This is a genomic window from Pseudomonas sp. MT3 (assembly GCF_054720805.1).
Genome location: NZ_JBTVPY010000003.1, coordinates 43,263 through 58,507 on the forward strand (window position 1 = coordinate 43,263; position 15,245 = coordinate 58,507).

Sequence of the window (15,245 nt, forward strand, 5' to 3'; positions counted from 1 at the left end):
ACGAACTGATATCAGAGCTGGATATCGAACCGATCCGCATCCAGGTGGGCCGGGAAACGCTCGCGGTACGCCGCCAGCTCCGCCGCACGCAGGGCCACCTGGAACACCCCGTCGGCATGCCCCGCCGCCAGCAGGCTGTCGCCCTGGAAGTCCAGTACCTGGCTGTCGCCGGAATACGCGTGGCCCTTGCCATCCTCGCCAACGCGGTTGACCGCCGCGACGTAGCAGAGGTTTTCGATGGCCCGCGCCGGCAGCAGGCGGTTCCAGTGCTGGCGGCGCGCGGCCGGCCAGTTGGCGGTATAGAGCAGCAGGTCGGTGTCCTGGGCATCGCGGCTCCACACCGGGAAGCGCAGGTCGTAGCAGACCAATGGGCGAATCCGCCAGCCTTTCCACTCCAGCAGCACCTGATGCTCGCCCGGCGTGTAGTGCTTGTGCTCGCCGGCCATGCGGAACAGGTGGCGCTTGTCGTAATGCAGCATCTCGCCATCCGGACGCGCCCAGAGCAGGCGGTTTCGGTGGCTGCCGTCGGCGACACGGATGATCACGCTGCCACAGACCACAGCGTCGAGCCTCGATGCTTGCTTGCGCAGCCAGGCGTAGGTCTCGCCCTCCTCCATCTCGGCCAGGGTCTCGGAGTCCATTGAAAAGCCGGTGGTGAACATCTCCGGCAGGATCACCACGTCCGCGCCACGGGCACTTTCCAGCAGCACCTCGAAGCGCTCGCGGTTGGCCTCGGCGTCGTGCCAGACCAGGGTGGTCTGCACCAGGGCCAGCTTCAAGTCCGGCAGTTGGCTCAGATCGCGCATAGTCTTTCCGCCGCCTGACGCAGCGTCTCCTCTTTCTTGGCGAAGCAGAAGCGCACCAGGCGCATGTCTGCCGGGGGCTGCTGGTAGAACACAGAGACCGGGATGGCGGCCACGCCATGCTCGCGGGTCAGCCATTCGGACATGGCGACGTCGTCCAGGTCCGGGCGGATCGCCGAGTAGTCGGCCACCTGGAAGTAGGTGCCGGCGGCACGCTGGAAGCCGAAGCGCGAGTTCTCCAGCAGGTCGCAGAACAGGTCGCGCTTGGCCTGGTAGAAACCGGGCAGCTCGCGCAGGTGCTCGGGGTGCGCGGCCATGAAGTCGGCCAGCGCCCATTGCAGCGGGGTCACGCCGCAGAAGTTCACGTACTGGTGGATCTTGCGCATCTCCGCCGATAGCACCGGCGGCGCCACCACGTAGCCGGTCTTCCAGCCGGTGACGTGATAGGTCTTGCCGAAGGAACTGATCACGAAGGCGCGCGGATACAGCTCGTCATGGGCCAGCACGCTGGCGTGCTGCACACCGTCGTAGATCAGGTGCTCGTAGACTTCGTCGCTGATGACGTAGATCTCGCGGTCGCGGATCAGCGCGGCCAGGCGGTCCAGGTCGGCGCGGTCGATCAGCGCGCCGCTGGGGTTGTGCGGGCTGTTGAGGAAGATCAGGCGGGTGCGCGGGGTGATGGCGTCGGCCATGCGCTGCCAGTCGATGCGGAAGTCCGGCAGGCTCAGCGGCACATGCACGCAACGGCCGCCAGCCAGCTCCACCGAGGGTTCGTAGCTGTCGTAGCAGGGGTCGAGGACGATGGCTTCATCGCCCGCGCGGATCAGCGCCTGCACCGCGCAGAAGATCCCTTCGGTCGCACCGGGGACAATGGTCACCTCGGTGTCGGCGCTGACCTTGCGGCCGTAGAAGCTGGCAACCTTGGCCGCGACCTGTTCGCGCAGGGCCGGCAGGCCGGTCATCGGGCTGTACTGGTTGTGCCCGGCCATCACGTGGCGGGCGACGGCTTCGAGCAATGGCGCGGGGCTGTCGAAGTCGGGGAAACCCTGGGAGAGATTCAGCGCAGCGCATTCGGCGGCGAGCTGGGACATGCGGGTGAAGATGGTGGTGCCGACGTTCGGCAGTTTGCTGGTGAGCATGGCGTGACTACAGGCTGCGGGCGATGAGGGGGAGGCCCCTACTCTATCGCCTACAGCCGTACGCCTGAAGTCCGACAGACGTTATTTACGCTTGTCCTTCTTCTTCTTCTCGGCCTTCTTGTGGTGCGACATCAGCCGGCGCTTCTTGTTGACCTGGCGTTCGGTGAGCTGGGTCTTCTTGCCCTCGAACGGGTTGTCGCCGCCCTTGTACTCGATGCGGATCGGCGTACCGACCAGTTTGAGCACGCGACGGTAGGTCTTCTCCAGGTAGCGCGTGTAGGCCTTGGGCACCGAGTCCACCTGGTTGCCGTGGATCACGATCAGCGGCGGGTTGGCGCCGCCCAGGTGTGCATAGCGCAGCTTGATGCGACGGCCATTGACCATCGGCGGCTGGTGGACCTGGATGGCGTCTTCCAGAATCTGCGTGAGCTTGCTGGTGGGCCAGCGGGTCACGGCGGAACGGAAGGAGTCCTGCACCGACTTGTACAGGTGCCCGACGCCGGTGCCGTGCAGCGCGGAGATGAAGTGGATGTCGGCGAAGTCGGCGAACATCAGCCGGCGCTCCAGCTCGGTCTTCACGTACTCGCGTTCGCCCGAATCCATGCCGTCCCACTTGTTCAGGGCGATGACCAGCGCGCGACCGGTCTCCAGCACGAAGCCGAGCAGATTGAGGTCGTGCTCGACCACGCCTTCGCGGGCGTCCATGACGAAGATGACCACGTTGGCGTCCTGGATCGCCTGCAGGGTCTTCACCACGGAGAATTTTTCCACCGCCTCGAAGATCTTGCCGCGGCGGCGCACGCCGGCGGTGTCGATCAGGGTGTACTTCTCTTCGTTGCGCTCGAAGGGAATGTAGATGCTGTCGCGGGTGGTGCCGGCCTGGTCGTAGACGATCACCCGCTCTTCGCCGAGCATGCGGTTCACGAGCGTGGACTTGCCGACGTTGGGGCGGCCGATGATGGCGATCTTGATGCCATCCTTCTCGCTCGGGCCGGGGATGCGCTTGGGCTCCTCGCCCTCGGCGACCTCTTCCAGTTCGCCCGGCAGGTCGTTGTCTTCCGGCGCCTCGGGCTCGGGGACGAACAGGTCGCCCAGGGCTTCCTGCAGCATCTGGGTGATGCCACGGCCGTGGGCGGCGGCGATCGGGATCGCATGGCCCAGGCCCAACGGGCTGAACTCGGCGCGGGCGATGTCCGGATCGACGGTGTCGACCTTGTTCGCCACCAGGAAGCTGCGCTTGTTCCGTTTGCGCAGGTGCTCGGCGATCATCTGGTCGGCGGCGGTCAGGCCGGCGCGGGAGTCGACCATGAACAGCACCGCATCGGCCTCTTCGATGGCCTGCAGCGATTGCTCGGCCATCTTGGCATCGATGCCTTCCTCGTCACCGGAGATACCGCCGGTGTCGATGACGATGAATTTCTTGCCCTGCCACTTGGCCTCGCCGTACTGGCGATCGCGGGTCAGACCGGCGTACTCGGCGACGATGGCGTCGCGGGTCTTGGTCAGGCGGTTGAACAGGGTGGACTTGCCGACGTTCGGGCGGCCCACCAGGGCTATTACGGGAACCATGCGGCTCTCCAGGAAAATTTCAGAATTTCTTAAAAACACGACGGCCGCTGCCGTAAAAAACGGCAGCGGCCGGCAGTAACACTCAGCTTAGCGGAGCGTGTAGGCGACCAGCTTTCCGCTGTTGCCGAACACGTACATCCAGCTGCCGACTACCAGCGGGCGAACCCGCACGCCATCGCCGTCGACCTTCTCGCGGCCAACGAAACGACCATCCACCTGGCTCAGCAGGTGCAGGTAACCTTCCAGGTCACCAACCACCACGTTGCTCGAGAACACGGCCGGAGCGGACAACTGGCGGCGAGCCAGGGCGTCGTTGCTCCACAGCGAGGACGAACCACGGGAATCCAGGCTTTCCACGGTGCCGCTGGCCTGGCTGATGAACACGCTGCCAGTGCCTTCGGCGACGCCGACGTAGCTGGACGCCTCACGTTGCCAGAGCACACGGCCGGTTCTTTCGTCCAGCGCCGCAGCGCGGCCCTGGTAGCTGGCGACATAAAGGACGCCATCGGCCAGCAGCAGACCGCCGTCGATATCGACCACGCGGTCCAGTTCGGAACGACCCTGCGGGATAGCCACGCGCTGTTCCCACACCGGCAGGCCGCGCTGTACGTCCACGGCAACGACCTTGCCGCTGGCCAGGCCAGCCAGAGCCAGACCGCCATCGATCAGCGGAGCACCGGTACCACGCAGGGTCAGCACCGGTACGGTGCTTTCATAGAGCCAGCGCTGGTTGCCGGTGGCGGCATCGAAGCCGACCAGTTTGTCGTCCTGGGTCTGCACCACCACCACGTCGCCGTTGGTGGCCGGGGCGGCCAGCACTTCGCTGGAAACCTTGGAGCGCCACTTCTGTTCGCCGCTGCCGGCGTCCAGAGCGATCACGTCGCCACGCATGGTGCCCAGCAGGACCAGCCCGTTGCCCGCGCCAACGGCGCCGGAAATCGGCAGGTCGAGGTCCTTTTTCCACAACACGTCACCGCTTTCGCGCTGAATCGCCATGACCCGGCCTTCAGCGGACGCGGCGTAGATGGTCTGGCCATCCACCGCCGGTTCGAGCAGGTTGTACAGCTCGCCCTGGCCGTCACCGACCGAACGGCTCCACTGCTTCTCCAGACGGACCTCTTCCTTGAAATCGGTGAGTTCCGCCGGCGGCAATTCTTTCTTGCTGTTGCTGCTGCAACCGACAGCCAACAGGGTCAGCGCGAGCAACGCGGCATGTTTCCAGCGCAACATGTCAGGCGTCTCCCTTGGCCAGGTCGTCGAGCTTCATCTGCAGGGCGCCGACGGCGGCGTCTTCCGGCAGGGCGGCCTTGGCCTTCTCGTAGGCGGTACGGGCCTCGTCTTCACGTTTGAGCTGGACCAGCAGGTCGCCGCGCAGTTCTTCGCGGGTGGCGACATAGGCCTTTTCGACGTTGCCATCGAGCAGCTTCAGGGCTTCCTCGGACTTGCCCTGGGCACCCATCACACGGGCGAGGCGCTGGCGCGCCAGCTCGCCAAGGGTGGTGTCCACGGGCTTGTCGACGATGGCCTTGAGTTCAAGAACAGCGTCATCCAGCTTGCCGTTGTCCACCGCGACCTTGGCGACGAACAGGCGACCGTACTGGGCATACGAGGTACCGGCGTATTCGCTGGTCAGCTTGTTGGCCAGCTCGGCAACCCTGGCGGTATCCGGCTTGCCGGTGGGGTTCAGGGCGGTTTCCAGCAGGGCCTGGTAAACCACGGAGGCCCCCTGGGCCTGGTTGTTCTGGTACTTCTTCCAGGCTTGCCAGCCGAATACCACCACCAGTGCCAGTGCGGCACCGGTCAGCAGGGGCATGCCGTTGCGCTGCCACCAGTCCTTGATGTCGGCGATCTGTTCTTCTTCGGTACGCGTACTCACCCCAATACTCCTATCCGCTCGATTCTCAAGCCTGCCGCAGGCAGGCTGCCAGGTGCTCGGGCAGAGCGTCCCAGGCGATGTTCTGTTGTTCGCCCTCGCCACGCAGGGGCTTGAAACCTACCACGCGACTGGCCAGTTCGTCGTCACCCAGAATCATTGCGAACTGTGCACCGCTCTTGTCGGCCTTCTTGAACTGGCTCTTGAAGCTGCCGCCGCCGGCGTTGACCAGCAGGCGCACGCCGGGAATGGCGTCGCGCAGGCGCTCGGCCAGGCTCAGGCCGGCGAGCTCGGCGGCCTCGCCGAAGGCGCAGAGGTACAGGTCCGCCGGGCGATTGAGCGCTTCGGGAACCAGGCCCAGGGTATCCAGCAGCAACACCAGGCGCTCCACGCCCATCGCGAAGCCCACGCCCGGCGTCGGCTTGCCGCCGAACTGGCTGACCAGACCGTCGTAACGACCACCGCCGCAGACGGTGCCCTGGGCGCCGAGCTTGTCGGTGACCCACTCGAACGCGGTACGGCAGTAGTAGTCCAGACCACGCACCAGCTTCTGGTTGATTTCGTAGCGCAGGCCGACCGCGTCCAGGCGAGCCTTGAGGCCCTCGAAGTGCGCGATCGACTCTTCATCCAGGTAGTCGTGCAGGGTCGGCGCGCCGACCAGCAGGGCCTGAGTGCTTTCCACCTTGCTGTCGAGGATGCGCAGCGGGTTGGTGGTCATGCGGCGCTGGCTGTCTTCGTCGAGCTGGTCGAAACGATCCTGGAGATAGGCGACCAGTGCTTCACGGTAGCGCGCGCGGGCCTCGCTGGAGCCCAAAGTGTTGAGCTGCAGGGTCACCGCGTCTGCCATGCCCAGCTTCTGCCACAGGCGCCAGGTGAGGATGATCAGCTCGGCGTCGATGTCCGGTCCGGGCAGGTTGAAGACTTCCACGCCGATCTGGTGGAACTGGCGGTAGCGGCCCTTCTGCGGCTTCTCGTAGCGGAACATCGGGCCGGTGTACCACAGCTTCTGCACCTGGCCACCACCGGACAGGCCGTGCTCGAGCACGGCGCGCACGCAACCGGCGGTACCTTCCGGGCGCATGGTGAGGGACTCGCCGTTGCGATCGAGGAAGGTGTACATCTCCTTGTCGACCACGTCGGTGCCTTCACCGATACCACGGGCGAAGAGTTCGGTGAACTCCAGGATCGGCATGCGGATTTCTTTGTAGCCGTAGCCATCCAGCAGGCCGGCAAAGGTACTTTCCAGATAGCGCCAGGCCGGGGTCTGTTCCGGCAGGATGTCGTTCATGCCACGGATGGCTTGCAGGGACTTGCTCACGTAGGGTCCTTGTTGCGGTCAGCCGCGCACGATCAGGGCGGCGTCGGCCTCGGCCTTCTCGGCCGCTTTTTCGCGGATCAGCCGTTCCAGCTCATCCACCAGGTTTTCGTTCTGCAGCTTCTGCGCCGGCTTGCCATCGATGTAGATCAGGTTGTTCGGCGTGCCGCCGGTGAGGCCGATGTGGGCCTCCTTGGCTTCACCGGGACCGTTGACCACGCAGCCGATCACGGCCACGTCCAGCGGCACCAGCAGGTCTTCCAGGCGGCCTTCCAGCTCGTTCATGGTCTTCACCACATCGAAGTTCTGCCGCGAGCAGCTCGGGCAGGCGATGAAGTTGATGCCACGGGAACGCAGGTGCAGCGACTTGAGGATGTCGAAGCCGACCTTGATCTCTTCCACCGGGTCGGCGGCCAGGGAAATACGGATGGTGTCGCCGATGCCTTCGGCGAGCAGCATGCCCAGGCCGACGGCGGATTTCACCGTGCCCGAGCGCAGCCCGCCGGCTTCGGTGATGCCCAGGTGCAGCGGTTGCTCGATCTCTTTCGCCAGCAGGCGGTAGGCGGCAACGGCCATGAACACGTCGGAGGCCTTCACACTGACCTTGAAGTTCTGGAAGTCCAGCTTGTCGAGGTGATCGACATGGCGCATGGCCGATTCCAGCAGGGCTTCCGGAGTCGGTTCGCCGTACTTCTTCTGCAGGTCCTTCTCCAGGGAACCGGCGTTGACGCCGATGCGGATCGGGATGTTGCGCTCGCGGGCGGCATCCACCACGGCCTTCACCCGGTCCTCGCGACCGATGTTGCCGGGGTTGATGCGCAGGCAATCGACACCCAGCTCGGCCACGCGCAGGGCGATCTTGTAGTCGAAGTGGATATCGGCGACCAGCGGCACCTTGACCTGCTGCTTGATCCTGCCGAAGGCCTCGGCGGCGTCCATGTCCGGCACGGAGACGCGGACGATGTCGGCGCCTGCGTCTTCCAGACGACGGATCTGGGCCACGGTGGCGGCCACATCGAGGGTATCGGTGTTGGTCATGCTCTGCACGGCGATGGGGGCATCCCCACCCACCGGCACGTTACCTACCCAGATCTTGCGGGACAGGCGACGTTTGATCGGAGACTCGCAATGCATCTTACTGTCCACCCAACGTCAGGCGCGCGGTACCGCCGCGCGCCGGTGTCACTTCGACCGGCTGGCCGTTGTAGCTGACCTGCGCACCACGGGCGAAGCCCAGGCGCAGTTGAACCGGAGCCTTGGCCGCCAGCTCCAGGCTGTCGCCCTTGCGCTTCAGCGCGCCGAACAGGACCTTGCCATCGGCATCGGTGACCTGGGTCCAGCAGTCCTCGGTGAATTGAATCCTGACCACGCCCTGACCCGCGGCGGCGACCACCGGAGCAGCGACCGGGGCAACCGCTTGGACTTCGGCCGGTGCGACCGGTACAGCCGGCTGCGCGACGGCAGGTTGCTGTGCGGAAGCGACCGGAGCCGGAGCCTGGGCCGGAGCCGCTTCGCCAACATCCGGAGCGGCAGGATTAGCGGTTACGGCCGGCGGCGTGCCTTCGGTCGGGGTCTCGGCGGCGGCGCTATCCGCGGCAGGCTCGGACGGCACGACTGCAGTATCGGCCTGGTCCTCGGCGACAGCCTGGTCTTCCGGCTCGTCGAGGGTATGGATCTCGGTGGTGCCGTCGGCGCTCTCGACCTCGACATGCTCCATGTTCAGGCTACCGCTCTCAGCGGTGCGGGCAGCACGCTCCTGCCACCAGAAGTAGCCGAAGCCGATCAGCAGGGCGAGCAGCACGAGGCTGAACAGGCGCAGCAGGTTGCGCGACAGGCGCACCGGCTCGACCACGCGACCGAGGCTGTGCACGCTGCTGCCGCTGGCGTCGGTGCCGGTGTACTGGTCGAAGGACTGGACCATCTGCGCCTGGTCCATGCCCAACAGCTTGGCGTAGGCGCGTACGTAGCCGCGCGCGAAGGTGTGGCCGGGCAACTGATCGAAGGAACCCTGCTCCAGCTGGCGCAGCGAGTGCTCGGTCAGGTTCAGCTGGCCTGCGACCTGGGCGATGCTCCAGCCCTTGTTCTCACGGGCCTGACGCAGTGTTTCGCCAGGATTGGCTCGGGTCGTGCCGATGACATCGGACTGCGACGTGCTCATCATTTATCCGCCTGGTATGCCTGGTATTCAGGAGAAGCGGGATACAGGCGCTTGAGTTGCAGCCCGTAGCTGGCAGCGGTATCCCGGTCGTCGAAGATCTTTGCCAGTCGAATGCCCAGCAGCAGGCTGCGCGCGCTCTGCGGCCCCTGCCTGAGGTATTCCTGATAGTAGGCCCGCGCCGGAACGTACTGGCGATCCTGGTAGTTGAGCTCGGCCATCTCGATCAGTGCGCTGGGCTGATTGCGATTGAGGCGAATAGCCTTCTCGAAGTACTCCTTGGCCTGCTCCCGCTGCTTGAGCTGGAGGCTGACCAGCCCGAGGTTCTCGAAGATCCGCGAACGCTCGGGATACAAGCCATCCTCGGCGGCCTTGATGTAGGCGTCGTAGGCTTCCTTGTAGCGTTTTTGCTCGAACAGGAAGCCGCCGTAGTTGTTCAGGATGCGCGCATCGTCCGAACGGGAGGACAGTGCCTTGCGGTATTCGGTTTCGGCCAGTTGCGGTTCCATCTCGGTCTGATAGACCGCGGCCAGCGCGGTATGCGCGTCGGCACTGGACGGATCGAGCTCCAGCGCCTGGCGCAGCGGGACCTTGGCCTGTTCGGCATTGCCGGCCCGCAGGTAGCCGAGCCCCAACTGGATGTAGGCGTCGCGCGCCTCATCCCGGCCCTTATCGGTTTTCAGAGGATCCTGTTTACCAGTCGACACGCAACCCGTCAGCACGGTTGCCAACAGCAAGAACAGCGCGGCGCGCAGGGTCATCGGATTCCTCCCCGGGTCAGTTTCGATTGGCGGCGTTCGACGCCTGCTCGTTTTCCGTCGCCAGTTGGCGTACGGCGATATAGCGCTCGCTGCGGCGGGTGCGGTCCATCACCTGGCCCACCAGTTGGCCACAGGCGGCGTCGATGTCCTCACCGCGGGTGGTGCGCACGGTCACGTTGAAACCGCCCTTGTGCAGCATGTCCTGGAAACGGCGGATGGCATTGTTGCTCGGCCGCTCGTAACCCGAATGCGGGAACGGATTAAACGGAATCAGGTTGATCTTGCAAGGGAAATCCTTGAGCAATGCGATCAGTTGCTCGGCATGCTCGGGCTGGTCGTTGACGTTGGCCAGCAGGGTGTACTCGACGGTCAGCACGCGCTCCTTGCCCAGGCGCGTGATGTAGCGGTAGCAGGCGTCGAGCAGCATCTCCAGCGGGTACTTCTTGTTGATCGGCACCAGCTGGTTGCGCAGTTCGTCGTTGGGGGCGTGCAGCGACAGGGCCAGGGACACGTCGGTGACCTCGGCGAGCTTGTCGATCATCGGCACCACGCCGGAGGTGGACAGGGTCACCTTGCGCTTGGAAATACCGTAGCCGAGGTCTTCCATCATGATGCTCATGGCGCTCACGACGTTGTCGAAGTTCAGCAGCGGCTCGCCCATGCCCATCATCACCACGTTGGTGATGGCACGGTCGATCTTGCCCGGGACGGTCCCGAACGATTGGTTGGCGATCCACACCTGGCCGATGATCTCGGCGGAGGTCAGGTCGCTGTTGAAACCTTGCTTGCCGGTGGAGCAGAAGCTGCAGTCCAGCGCGCAACCGGCCTGGGACGACACGCACAGGGTGCCGCGGCCGCCCTGCGGGATGTACACGGTCTCGACGCAACTGCCCGAGGCCACGCGTACCACCCACTTGCGGGTACCGTCAGAGGAAATGTCCTGGCTGACGATCTCCGGAGGACGAATTTCGGCAACGGCCTCGAGCTTTTCGCGCAAGGCCTTGCCGACGTTCGTCATGGCGCTGAACTCGAGAGCGCCAAAGTGGTGAATCCATTGCATCACCTGGCCGGCGCGGAAGCGCTTTTCACCGATGGACTCGAAGAATTCCTCGAGCTGGGGCTTGGTCATGCCCAGCAGGTTGGCCTTTACAGCGGTATCAGTCATGGATTCACCCTCGCTCATTCGCCTTTATCAGCGAATGCGCTCGCACACCTCGGTGCTGGAGAAGAAGTAAGCGATTTCGCGGGCAGCCGAAGCTTCCGAGTCGGAACCGTGTACGGCGTTCTCGTCGATGGAAACGGCGAAGTCGGCGCGGATGGTGCCGGCGTCGGCTTTCTTCGGATCGGTGGCGCCCATCAGTTCACGGTTGCGCAGGATGGCGTCTTCGCCTTCCAGAACCTGAACGACGACCGGGCCGGAGGTCATGAAGGCAACCAGGTCCTTGAAGAAGGGGCGTTCTTTGTGCTCGGCGTAGAAGCCGCCAGCTTCGCGCTCGGACAGCTGAACCATCTTCGAAGCGACAACGCGCAGACCGGCTTTTTCGAAGCGGGTCAGGATTTCGCCGATGACGTTCTTGGCAACAGCGTCGGGCTTGATGATGGAGAAGGTACGTTGCAGGGCCATGAAAATAACTCCGGAAAGCAAGGTTGGTAACGCCAAGAAGCTCCTGGAAAGGCCAGGAGCTCCTGTGATTCAAGGTTTGTCGCAGGCGCCGGCCGCAGAAGCGGCGTGCGCGGGACCGGCCCGAACGGCGGCGGGGCCGGCGGCTCTGGAAATCCCGCGGGGATTTTTTCAGAGCACTCCTAAAGATAAAACCCGCGAATTATACGCGGGTTCATGACAAATGGGTACGCGGCTGGCGGGACCGCGTCCCTCAGTCGAGTTCTTCGATCCAGGCGGCCTGGATGGCCTCCAGGACCTTCTCCCCGCCGCGGGAAGGATCGTCGCTGAACTCCGGCAATGCCAGCACCCAGCGGTGCAGATCGACGAAGTTCACGTAATGCGGATCGACATCCGGCTTGCTTTCGGCCAACTGGATGGCAATTTCGAGCACATCAACCCATTTCAGACTCATCTCGGCGCTCCGCTCAATGGCCTTCGGAAACCTGGTTGATGGTGTATTTCGGAATCTCGACCACCAGGTCCTCTTCACCCACCACGGCCTGGCAGGACAGGCGCGAATCCGGCTCCAGGCCCCAGGCCTTGTCCAGCATGTCGTCTTCCAGCTCGTCGGAGGCTTCCATCGAGTTGAAACCTTCGCGCACGATCACGTGGCAGGTGGTGCAGGCACAGGACATCTCGCAGGCGTGCTCGATCTCGATACCGTTGCGCAGCGCCGCCTTCATGATGGTTTCGCCCGGCTGGGCCTCGATCACCGCGCCCTCCGGGCAATGTTCGGCGTTCGGCAGAAATACGATCTGCGGCATCTTCGCTTATTCCTCGATTTCGTTGAGCCGGCGACCGGCCAGTGCGGCCTTGACGGTGGCGTCCATACGGCGCGCGGCAAAGGCGTCAGTCACCTGGGACAGGCGCTTGATCTGTTGTTCGATGGCGGCGGTATCGCTGCCGGCGGCCAGCTCGCGCAAGGTTTCCATGCCGGCGTCGATAGCCAGGCGCTCATCGGCATCCAGCAGGCGCTCGCCGTCGGCGTCCAGGGCCGACTGCACGGCCTCCAGCAGACGCTCGGCCTCTACCTGCTGCTCGCGCAGGGCGCGGGCGGCCATGTCGTCGCCGGCGTACTGGAAGGAGTCCTGCAGCATGCGGGCGATCTCGCCGTCGGTCAGGCCGTAGGACGGCTTGACCTGGATGCTCGCCTCGACGCCCGAGGACAGCTCGCGGGCGGACACACCCAGCAAACCATCGGCGTCGACCTGGAAACTGACGCGGATCTTCGCCGCGCCCGCCACCATCGGCGGAATGCCACGCAGCTCGAAGCGCGCCAGGGACCGGCAGTCCTTGACCAGTTCGCGCTCGCCCTGCAGCACGTGAATCATCATGGCCGTCTGGCCATCCTTGTAGGTGGTGAACTCCTGGGCGCGGGCCACCGGAATGGTGGTGTTGCGCGGGATCACCTTCTCCATCAGCCCGCCCATGGTTTCCAGGCCGAGCGACAGGGGGATCACATCCAGCAGCAGCAGCTCTTCGCCGCGCTTGTTGCCGGCCAGGGCATCGGCCTGGATGGCGGCGCCGATGGCCACCACCTGGTCAGGGTCGATATCGGTCAGCGGCGTGCGACCAAACAGCTCGCCCACCAGCTCGCGAACACGCGGCACACGAGTGGAACCACCGACCATGACCACGGCGCTGACCTCTTCCAGCTCGATGCCGGAATCACGCACCGCACGGCGGCAGGACTTGAGACTGCGCTGGATCAGTGGATCGATCAGGGAATCCATCTGGGCGCGAGTCAGCTCGCCGGCCCAGCTGCCGTAGGCAACGGCAACGCTGGCGCTGCTGGTCAGGGCTTCCTTGGCGGCACAGGCAGTCTGCAGCAGACGGCGCTGGGCACCCGGATCGAGGTCGGCCGAGATACCGGCCTGCTCGATGATCCAGCCGGCGATGGCATGGTCGAAGTCGTCGCCGCCCAGGGCGGTATCGCCGCCAGTGGCCAGGACTTCGAAGACGCCACGGGTCAGGCGCAGGATGGAGATGTCGAAGGTGCCACCACCCAGGTCATAGATGGCGACCACGCCTTCGGCGTTCTTGTCCAGGCCATAGGCCACGGCGGCGGCGGTCGGCTCGTTGAGCAGGCGCAGCACATGCAGGCCGGCCAGACGCGCGGCGTCCTTGGTGGCCTGGCGCTGGGCGTCGTCGAAATAGGCGGGAACGGTGATCACCGCGCCCACCAGCTCGCCACCCAGGGTGGATTCGGCACGCTGGCGCAGGGCACGGAGGATTTCCGCCGAGACTTCCACCGGACTCTTGGCGCCCTGGACGGTCTCGATGAAAGGCATGTGTGATTCGCCCTGGATGAAGCGGTACGGCAGCTGGCCGCCGAGCTGCTTCACATCTTCCAGGCCGCGCCCCATCAGGCGCTTGACCGAGATGATGGAGTTCAGCGGATCCTGGGATGCACCGGCACGCACGCTCTCCCCCACCTCGATGCGATCGGCGAGATAACGCACCGCCGATGGCAGGATAACCTCGCCATGCTCATCGGGCAGCGGCGCGGCAACGCCGCTGCGCACGGCGGCAACCAGGGAGTTGGTGGTGCCCAGGTCGACCCCCACGGCCAGGCGACGCTGGTGTGGCTGGGGGCTCTGTCCGGGCTCGGCGATCTGCAGTAGGGCCATGCGGTTTCTAATCAGGCTTATCGGGCGCGGCGCGGGCCGCGCGGATTAATCGTCGAGTCGCTCTTCCAGCTGCCGCACTTCCTGCGCCAGCTTGTCGAGGAACTGCATGCGCCGCACCAGGCGTTCGGCCAGGTCACGGCGGGCGGCGTCATCCCAGCAATCGGCAAACTCGGAGTCCAGTTGCTGCTGGGCCGATTTCAACTGGCGCTTGAACTGCGCCACGCCATCGAGATCGGCACTGTCCTGCAGGTCTTCCAGTTCCTCGCGCAGATGCATCTGCTGCAGGAGGAACTCCGGATCCTGCACCGTGGCCTCCAGCGGCAGCGCGTCACCGCGCAGGGCCAGCAGGTACAGGGCGCGGCGCGGCGCGCTCTTCAGCGTCTGGTAGGCGTCGTTGAGTTCGGCGGCTTTTTCCAGCGCCAGCCGTTGCTCGCGCTCGGAAGCATCGGCGAAACGATCAGGGTGGACGGTTCGCACCAGCTCGCGGTAGCGGTTGCCCAGCACCTCCAGATCGATCCGGAAGCCCGGCTGCAGGTCGAACAGCGCGAAGTGACAGGGACTACCCACACCCGACCTCAGACGTTGAAGCTTTCGCCGCAGCCACACTCACCGCGCACGTTCGGGTTGTTGAACTTGAAGCCCTCGTTGAGGCCTTCCTTGGTGAAGTCCAACTCGGTGCCGTCGAGATAGACCAGGCTTTTCGGGTCGATGATGACCTTCACGCCGTGGCTCTCGAACACCTGATCCTCGGCTGCCAGTTCGTCGACGAACTCCAGCACGTAGGCAAGACCCGAACACCCGGTGGTGCGCACGCCAAGACGAATGCCCTCGCCCTTGCCGCGCCCTTCGAGGGAACGGCGAACGTGACTGGCGGCGGCTTCGGTCATGCTGATGGCCATGTGAACTCCTTAACTTGCGAATCGCTTCAGAGCAGACCTTTCTTCTGCTTGTAGTCGCGTACGGCCGCCTTGATGGCGTCCTCGGCAAGTACCGAGCAGTGAATCTTCACCGGCGGCAGGGCCAGTTCTTCGGCGATGGTGGTGTTCTTGATGGATTCGGCTTCATCCAGGGTCTTGCCCTTCATCCACTCGGTGGCGAGGGAGCTGGAGGCGATGGCCGAACCGCAGCCGTAGGTCTTGAACTTGGCGTCTTCGATGACGCCCTGCTCGTTGACCTTGATCTGCAGGCGCATCACGTCGCCGCAGGCCGGTGCACCGACCATGCCGGTGCCGACGTCCGGATCCTCGGCATTGAGCTTGCCGACGTTGCGCGGGTTTTCGTAGTGGTCGATGACCTTGTCACTGTAAGCCATGGCTAATCCTCACTTCTATGGGGCG

Annotated in this window: 17 protein-coding genes; all 17 read right to left on the reverse strand. The window is 64.7% G+C overall.

The features are described 5' to 3' along the window. Positions 1-11: 11 nt before the first annotated feature. The gene (locus ACYCAX_RS03715) at positions 12-806 is read right to left on the reverse strand and encodes an amidohydrolase (RefSeq protein WP_460247443.1); all 795 of its coding nucleotides are present in this window, start codon (positions 804-806) and stop codon (positions 12-14) included. Continuing rightward, entirely contained in the window at positions 794-1,942 is a 1,149-nt protein-coding gene (locus ACYCAX_RS03720; RefSeq protein WP_015478490.1) for a pyridoxal phosphate-dependent aminotransferase, read from the reverse strand. The genes ACYCAX_RS03715 and ACYCAX_RS03720 overlap by 13 nt, the downstream gene beginning before the upstream one ends. 81 nt (positions 1,943-2,023) lie before the next feature. Beyond that, on the reverse strand, positions 2,024-3,511 hold the full coding sequence (gene der / locus ACYCAX_RS03725) for a ribosome biogenesis GTPase Der (RefSeq protein ID WP_015478491.1): 1,488 nt from the start codon (positions 3,509-3,511) through the stop codon (positions 2,024-2,026). Between the two features lie 87 nt (positions 3,512-3,598). Beyond that, complete coding sequence (bamB, locus tag ACYCAX_RS03730; RefSeq protein WP_015478492.1) at positions 3,599-4,741, reverse strand: outer membrane protein assembly factor BamB; 1,143 nt, start codon at positions 4,739-4,741, stop codon at positions 3,599-3,601. A 1-nt stretch (position 4,742) separates the two neighbouring features. Further along, entirely contained in the window at positions 4,743-5,387 is a 645-nt protein-coding gene (locus ACYCAX_RS03735) for a YfgM family protein (RefSeq protein ID WP_015478493.1), read from the reverse strand. A 25-nt stretch (positions 5,388-5,412) separates the two neighbouring features. After that, positions 5,413-6,702, reverse strand: a complete 1,290-nt coding sequence (hisS, locus tag ACYCAX_RS03740) for a histidine--tRNA ligase (protein WP_294975633.1) — start codon at positions 6,700-6,702, stop codon at positions 5,413-5,415. Positions 6,703-6,720: 18 nt separating this feature from the next. Further along, entirely contained in the window at positions 6,721-7,833 is a 1,113-nt protein-coding gene (gene ispG / locus ACYCAX_RS03745) for a flavodoxin-dependent (E)-4-hydroxy-3-methylbut-2-enyl-diphosphate synthase (protein WP_294975629.1), read from the reverse strand. A 1-nt stretch (position 7,834) separates the two neighbouring features. Continuing rightward, positions 7,835-8,860 (reverse strand): RodZ domain-containing protein, encoded by a 1,026-nt coding sequence (locus ACYCAX_RS03750; protein WP_460247444.1) that lies wholly within the window; start codon positions 8,858-8,860, stop codon positions 7,835-7,837. After that, positions 8,857-9,615, reverse strand: coding sequence for a type IV pilus biogenesis/stability protein PilW (gene pilW / locus ACYCAX_RS03755; protein ID WP_015478497.1), 759 nt, complete (start codon positions 9,613-9,615; stop codon positions 8,857-8,859). Before pilW ends, ACYCAX_RS03750 begins: the two co-directional genes overlap by 4 nt. Before the next feature lie 16 nt (positions 9,616-9,631). Then, positions 9,632-10,780 (reverse strand): dual-specificity RNA methyltransferase RlmN, encoded by a 1,149-nt coding sequence (gene rlmN, locus ACYCAX_RS03760; RefSeq protein ID WP_015478498.1) that lies wholly within the window; start codon positions 10,778-10,780, stop codon positions 9,632-9,634. 27 nt (positions 10,781-10,807) lie between these two features. Beyond that, on the reverse strand, positions 10,808-11,239 hold the full coding sequence (gene ndk / locus ACYCAX_RS03765; RefSeq protein WP_015478499.1) for a nucleoside-diphosphate kinase: 432 nt from the start codon (positions 11,237-11,239) through the stop codon (positions 10,808-10,810). 250 nt (positions 11,240-11,489) lie between these two features. Next, positions 11,490-11,690, reverse strand: a complete 201-nt coding sequence (gene iscX / locus ACYCAX_RS03770; RefSeq protein ID WP_015478500.1) for a Fe-S cluster assembly protein IscX — start codon at positions 11,688-11,690, stop codon at positions 11,490-11,492. Between the two features lie 13 nt (positions 11,691-11,703). Then, positions 11,704-12,042 carry an ISC system 2Fe-2S type ferredoxin gene (gene fdx / locus ACYCAX_RS03775; RefSeq protein WP_015478501.1) on the reverse strand — a complete coding sequence of 113 codons (339 nt, stop codon included), beginning with the start codon at positions 12,040-12,042 and terminating at the stop codon, positions 11,704-11,706. Between the two features lie 6 nt (positions 12,043-12,048). Beyond that, a complete protein-coding gene (gene hscA, locus ACYCAX_RS03780; RefSeq protein ID WP_460247446.1) occupies positions 12,049-13,908 on the reverse strand; it encodes a Fe-S protein assembly chaperone HscA in 1,860 nt (619 codons plus the stop codon). Positions 13,909-13,953: 45 nt separating this feature from the next. Next, complete coding sequence (gene hscB, locus ACYCAX_RS03785; RefSeq protein ID WP_015478503.1) at positions 13,954-14,475, reverse strand: co-chaperone HscB; 522 nt, start codon at positions 14,473-14,475, stop codon at positions 13,954-13,956. Between the two features lie 8 nt (positions 14,476-14,483). Next, positions 14,484-14,807, reverse strand: a complete 324-nt coding sequence (iscA, locus tag ACYCAX_RS03790) for an iron-sulfur cluster assembly protein IscA (protein WP_015478504.1) — start codon at positions 14,805-14,807, stop codon at positions 14,484-14,486. A 26-nt stretch (positions 14,808-14,833) separates the two neighbouring features. Beyond that, positions 14,834-15,220, reverse strand: a complete 387-nt coding sequence (gene iscU / locus ACYCAX_RS03795) for a Fe-S cluster assembly scaffold IscU (protein ID WP_015478505.1) — start codon at positions 15,218-15,220, stop codon at positions 14,834-14,836. Positions 15,221-15,245 lie beyond the last annotated feature (25 nt).

Bases quoted from the DNA above. Each gene is read 5' to 3' on its own strand.
- ACYCAX_RS03715 (WP_460247443.1), bottom strand. From the start codon at position 806: ATGCGCGATCTGAGCCAACTGCCGGACTTGAAGCTGGCCCTGGTGCAG.
- ACYCAX_RS03720 (WP_015478490.1), bottom strand. From the start codon at position 1,942: ATGCTCACCAGCAAACTGCCGAACGTCGGCACCACCATCTTCACCCGC.
- der (WP_015478491.1), bottom strand. From the start codon at position 3,511: ATGGTTCCCGTAATAGCCCTGGTGGGCCGCCCGAACGTCGGCAAGTCC.
- bamB (WP_015478492.1), bottom strand. From the start codon at position 4,741: ATGTTGCGCTGGAAACATGCCGCGTTGCTCGCGCTGACCCTGTTGGCT.
- ispG (WP_294975629.1), bottom strand. From the start codon at position 7,833: ATGCATTGCGAGTCTCCGATCAAACGTCGCCTGTCCCGCAAGATCTGG.
- ACYCAX_RS03750 (WP_460247444.1), bottom strand. From the start codon at position 8,860: ATGATGAGCACGTCGCAGTCCGATGTCATCGGCACGACCCGAGCCAAT.
- pilW (WP_015478497.1), bottom strand. From the start codon at position 9,615: ATGACCCTGCGCGCCGCGCTGTTCTTGCTGTTGGCAACCGTGCTGACG.
- rlmN (WP_015478498.1), bottom strand. From the start codon at position 10,780: ATGACTGATACCGCTGTAAAGGCCAACCTGCTGGGCATGACCAAGCCC.
- ndk (WP_015478499.1), bottom strand. From the start codon at position 11,239: ATGGCCCTGCAACGTACCTTCTCCATCATCAAGCCCGACGCTGTTGCC.
- iscX (WP_015478500.1), bottom strand. From the start codon at position 11,690: ATGAGTCTGAAATGGGTTGATGTGCTCGAAATTGCCATCCAGTTGGCC.
- fdx (WP_015478501.1), bottom strand. From the start codon at position 12,042: ATGCCGCAGATCGTATTTCTGCCGAACGCCGAACATTGCCCGGAGGGC.
- hscA (WP_460247446.1), bottom strand. From the start codon at position 13,908: ATGGCCCTACTGCAGATCGCCGAGCCCGGACAGAGCCCCCAGCCACAC.
- iscA (WP_015478504.1), bottom strand. From the start codon at position 14,807: ATGGCCATCAGCATGACCGAAGCCGCCGCCAGTCACGTTCGCCGTTCC.
- iscU (WP_015478505.1), bottom strand. From the start codon at position 15,220: ATGGCTTACAGTGACAAGGTCATCGACCACTACGAAAACCCGCGCAAC.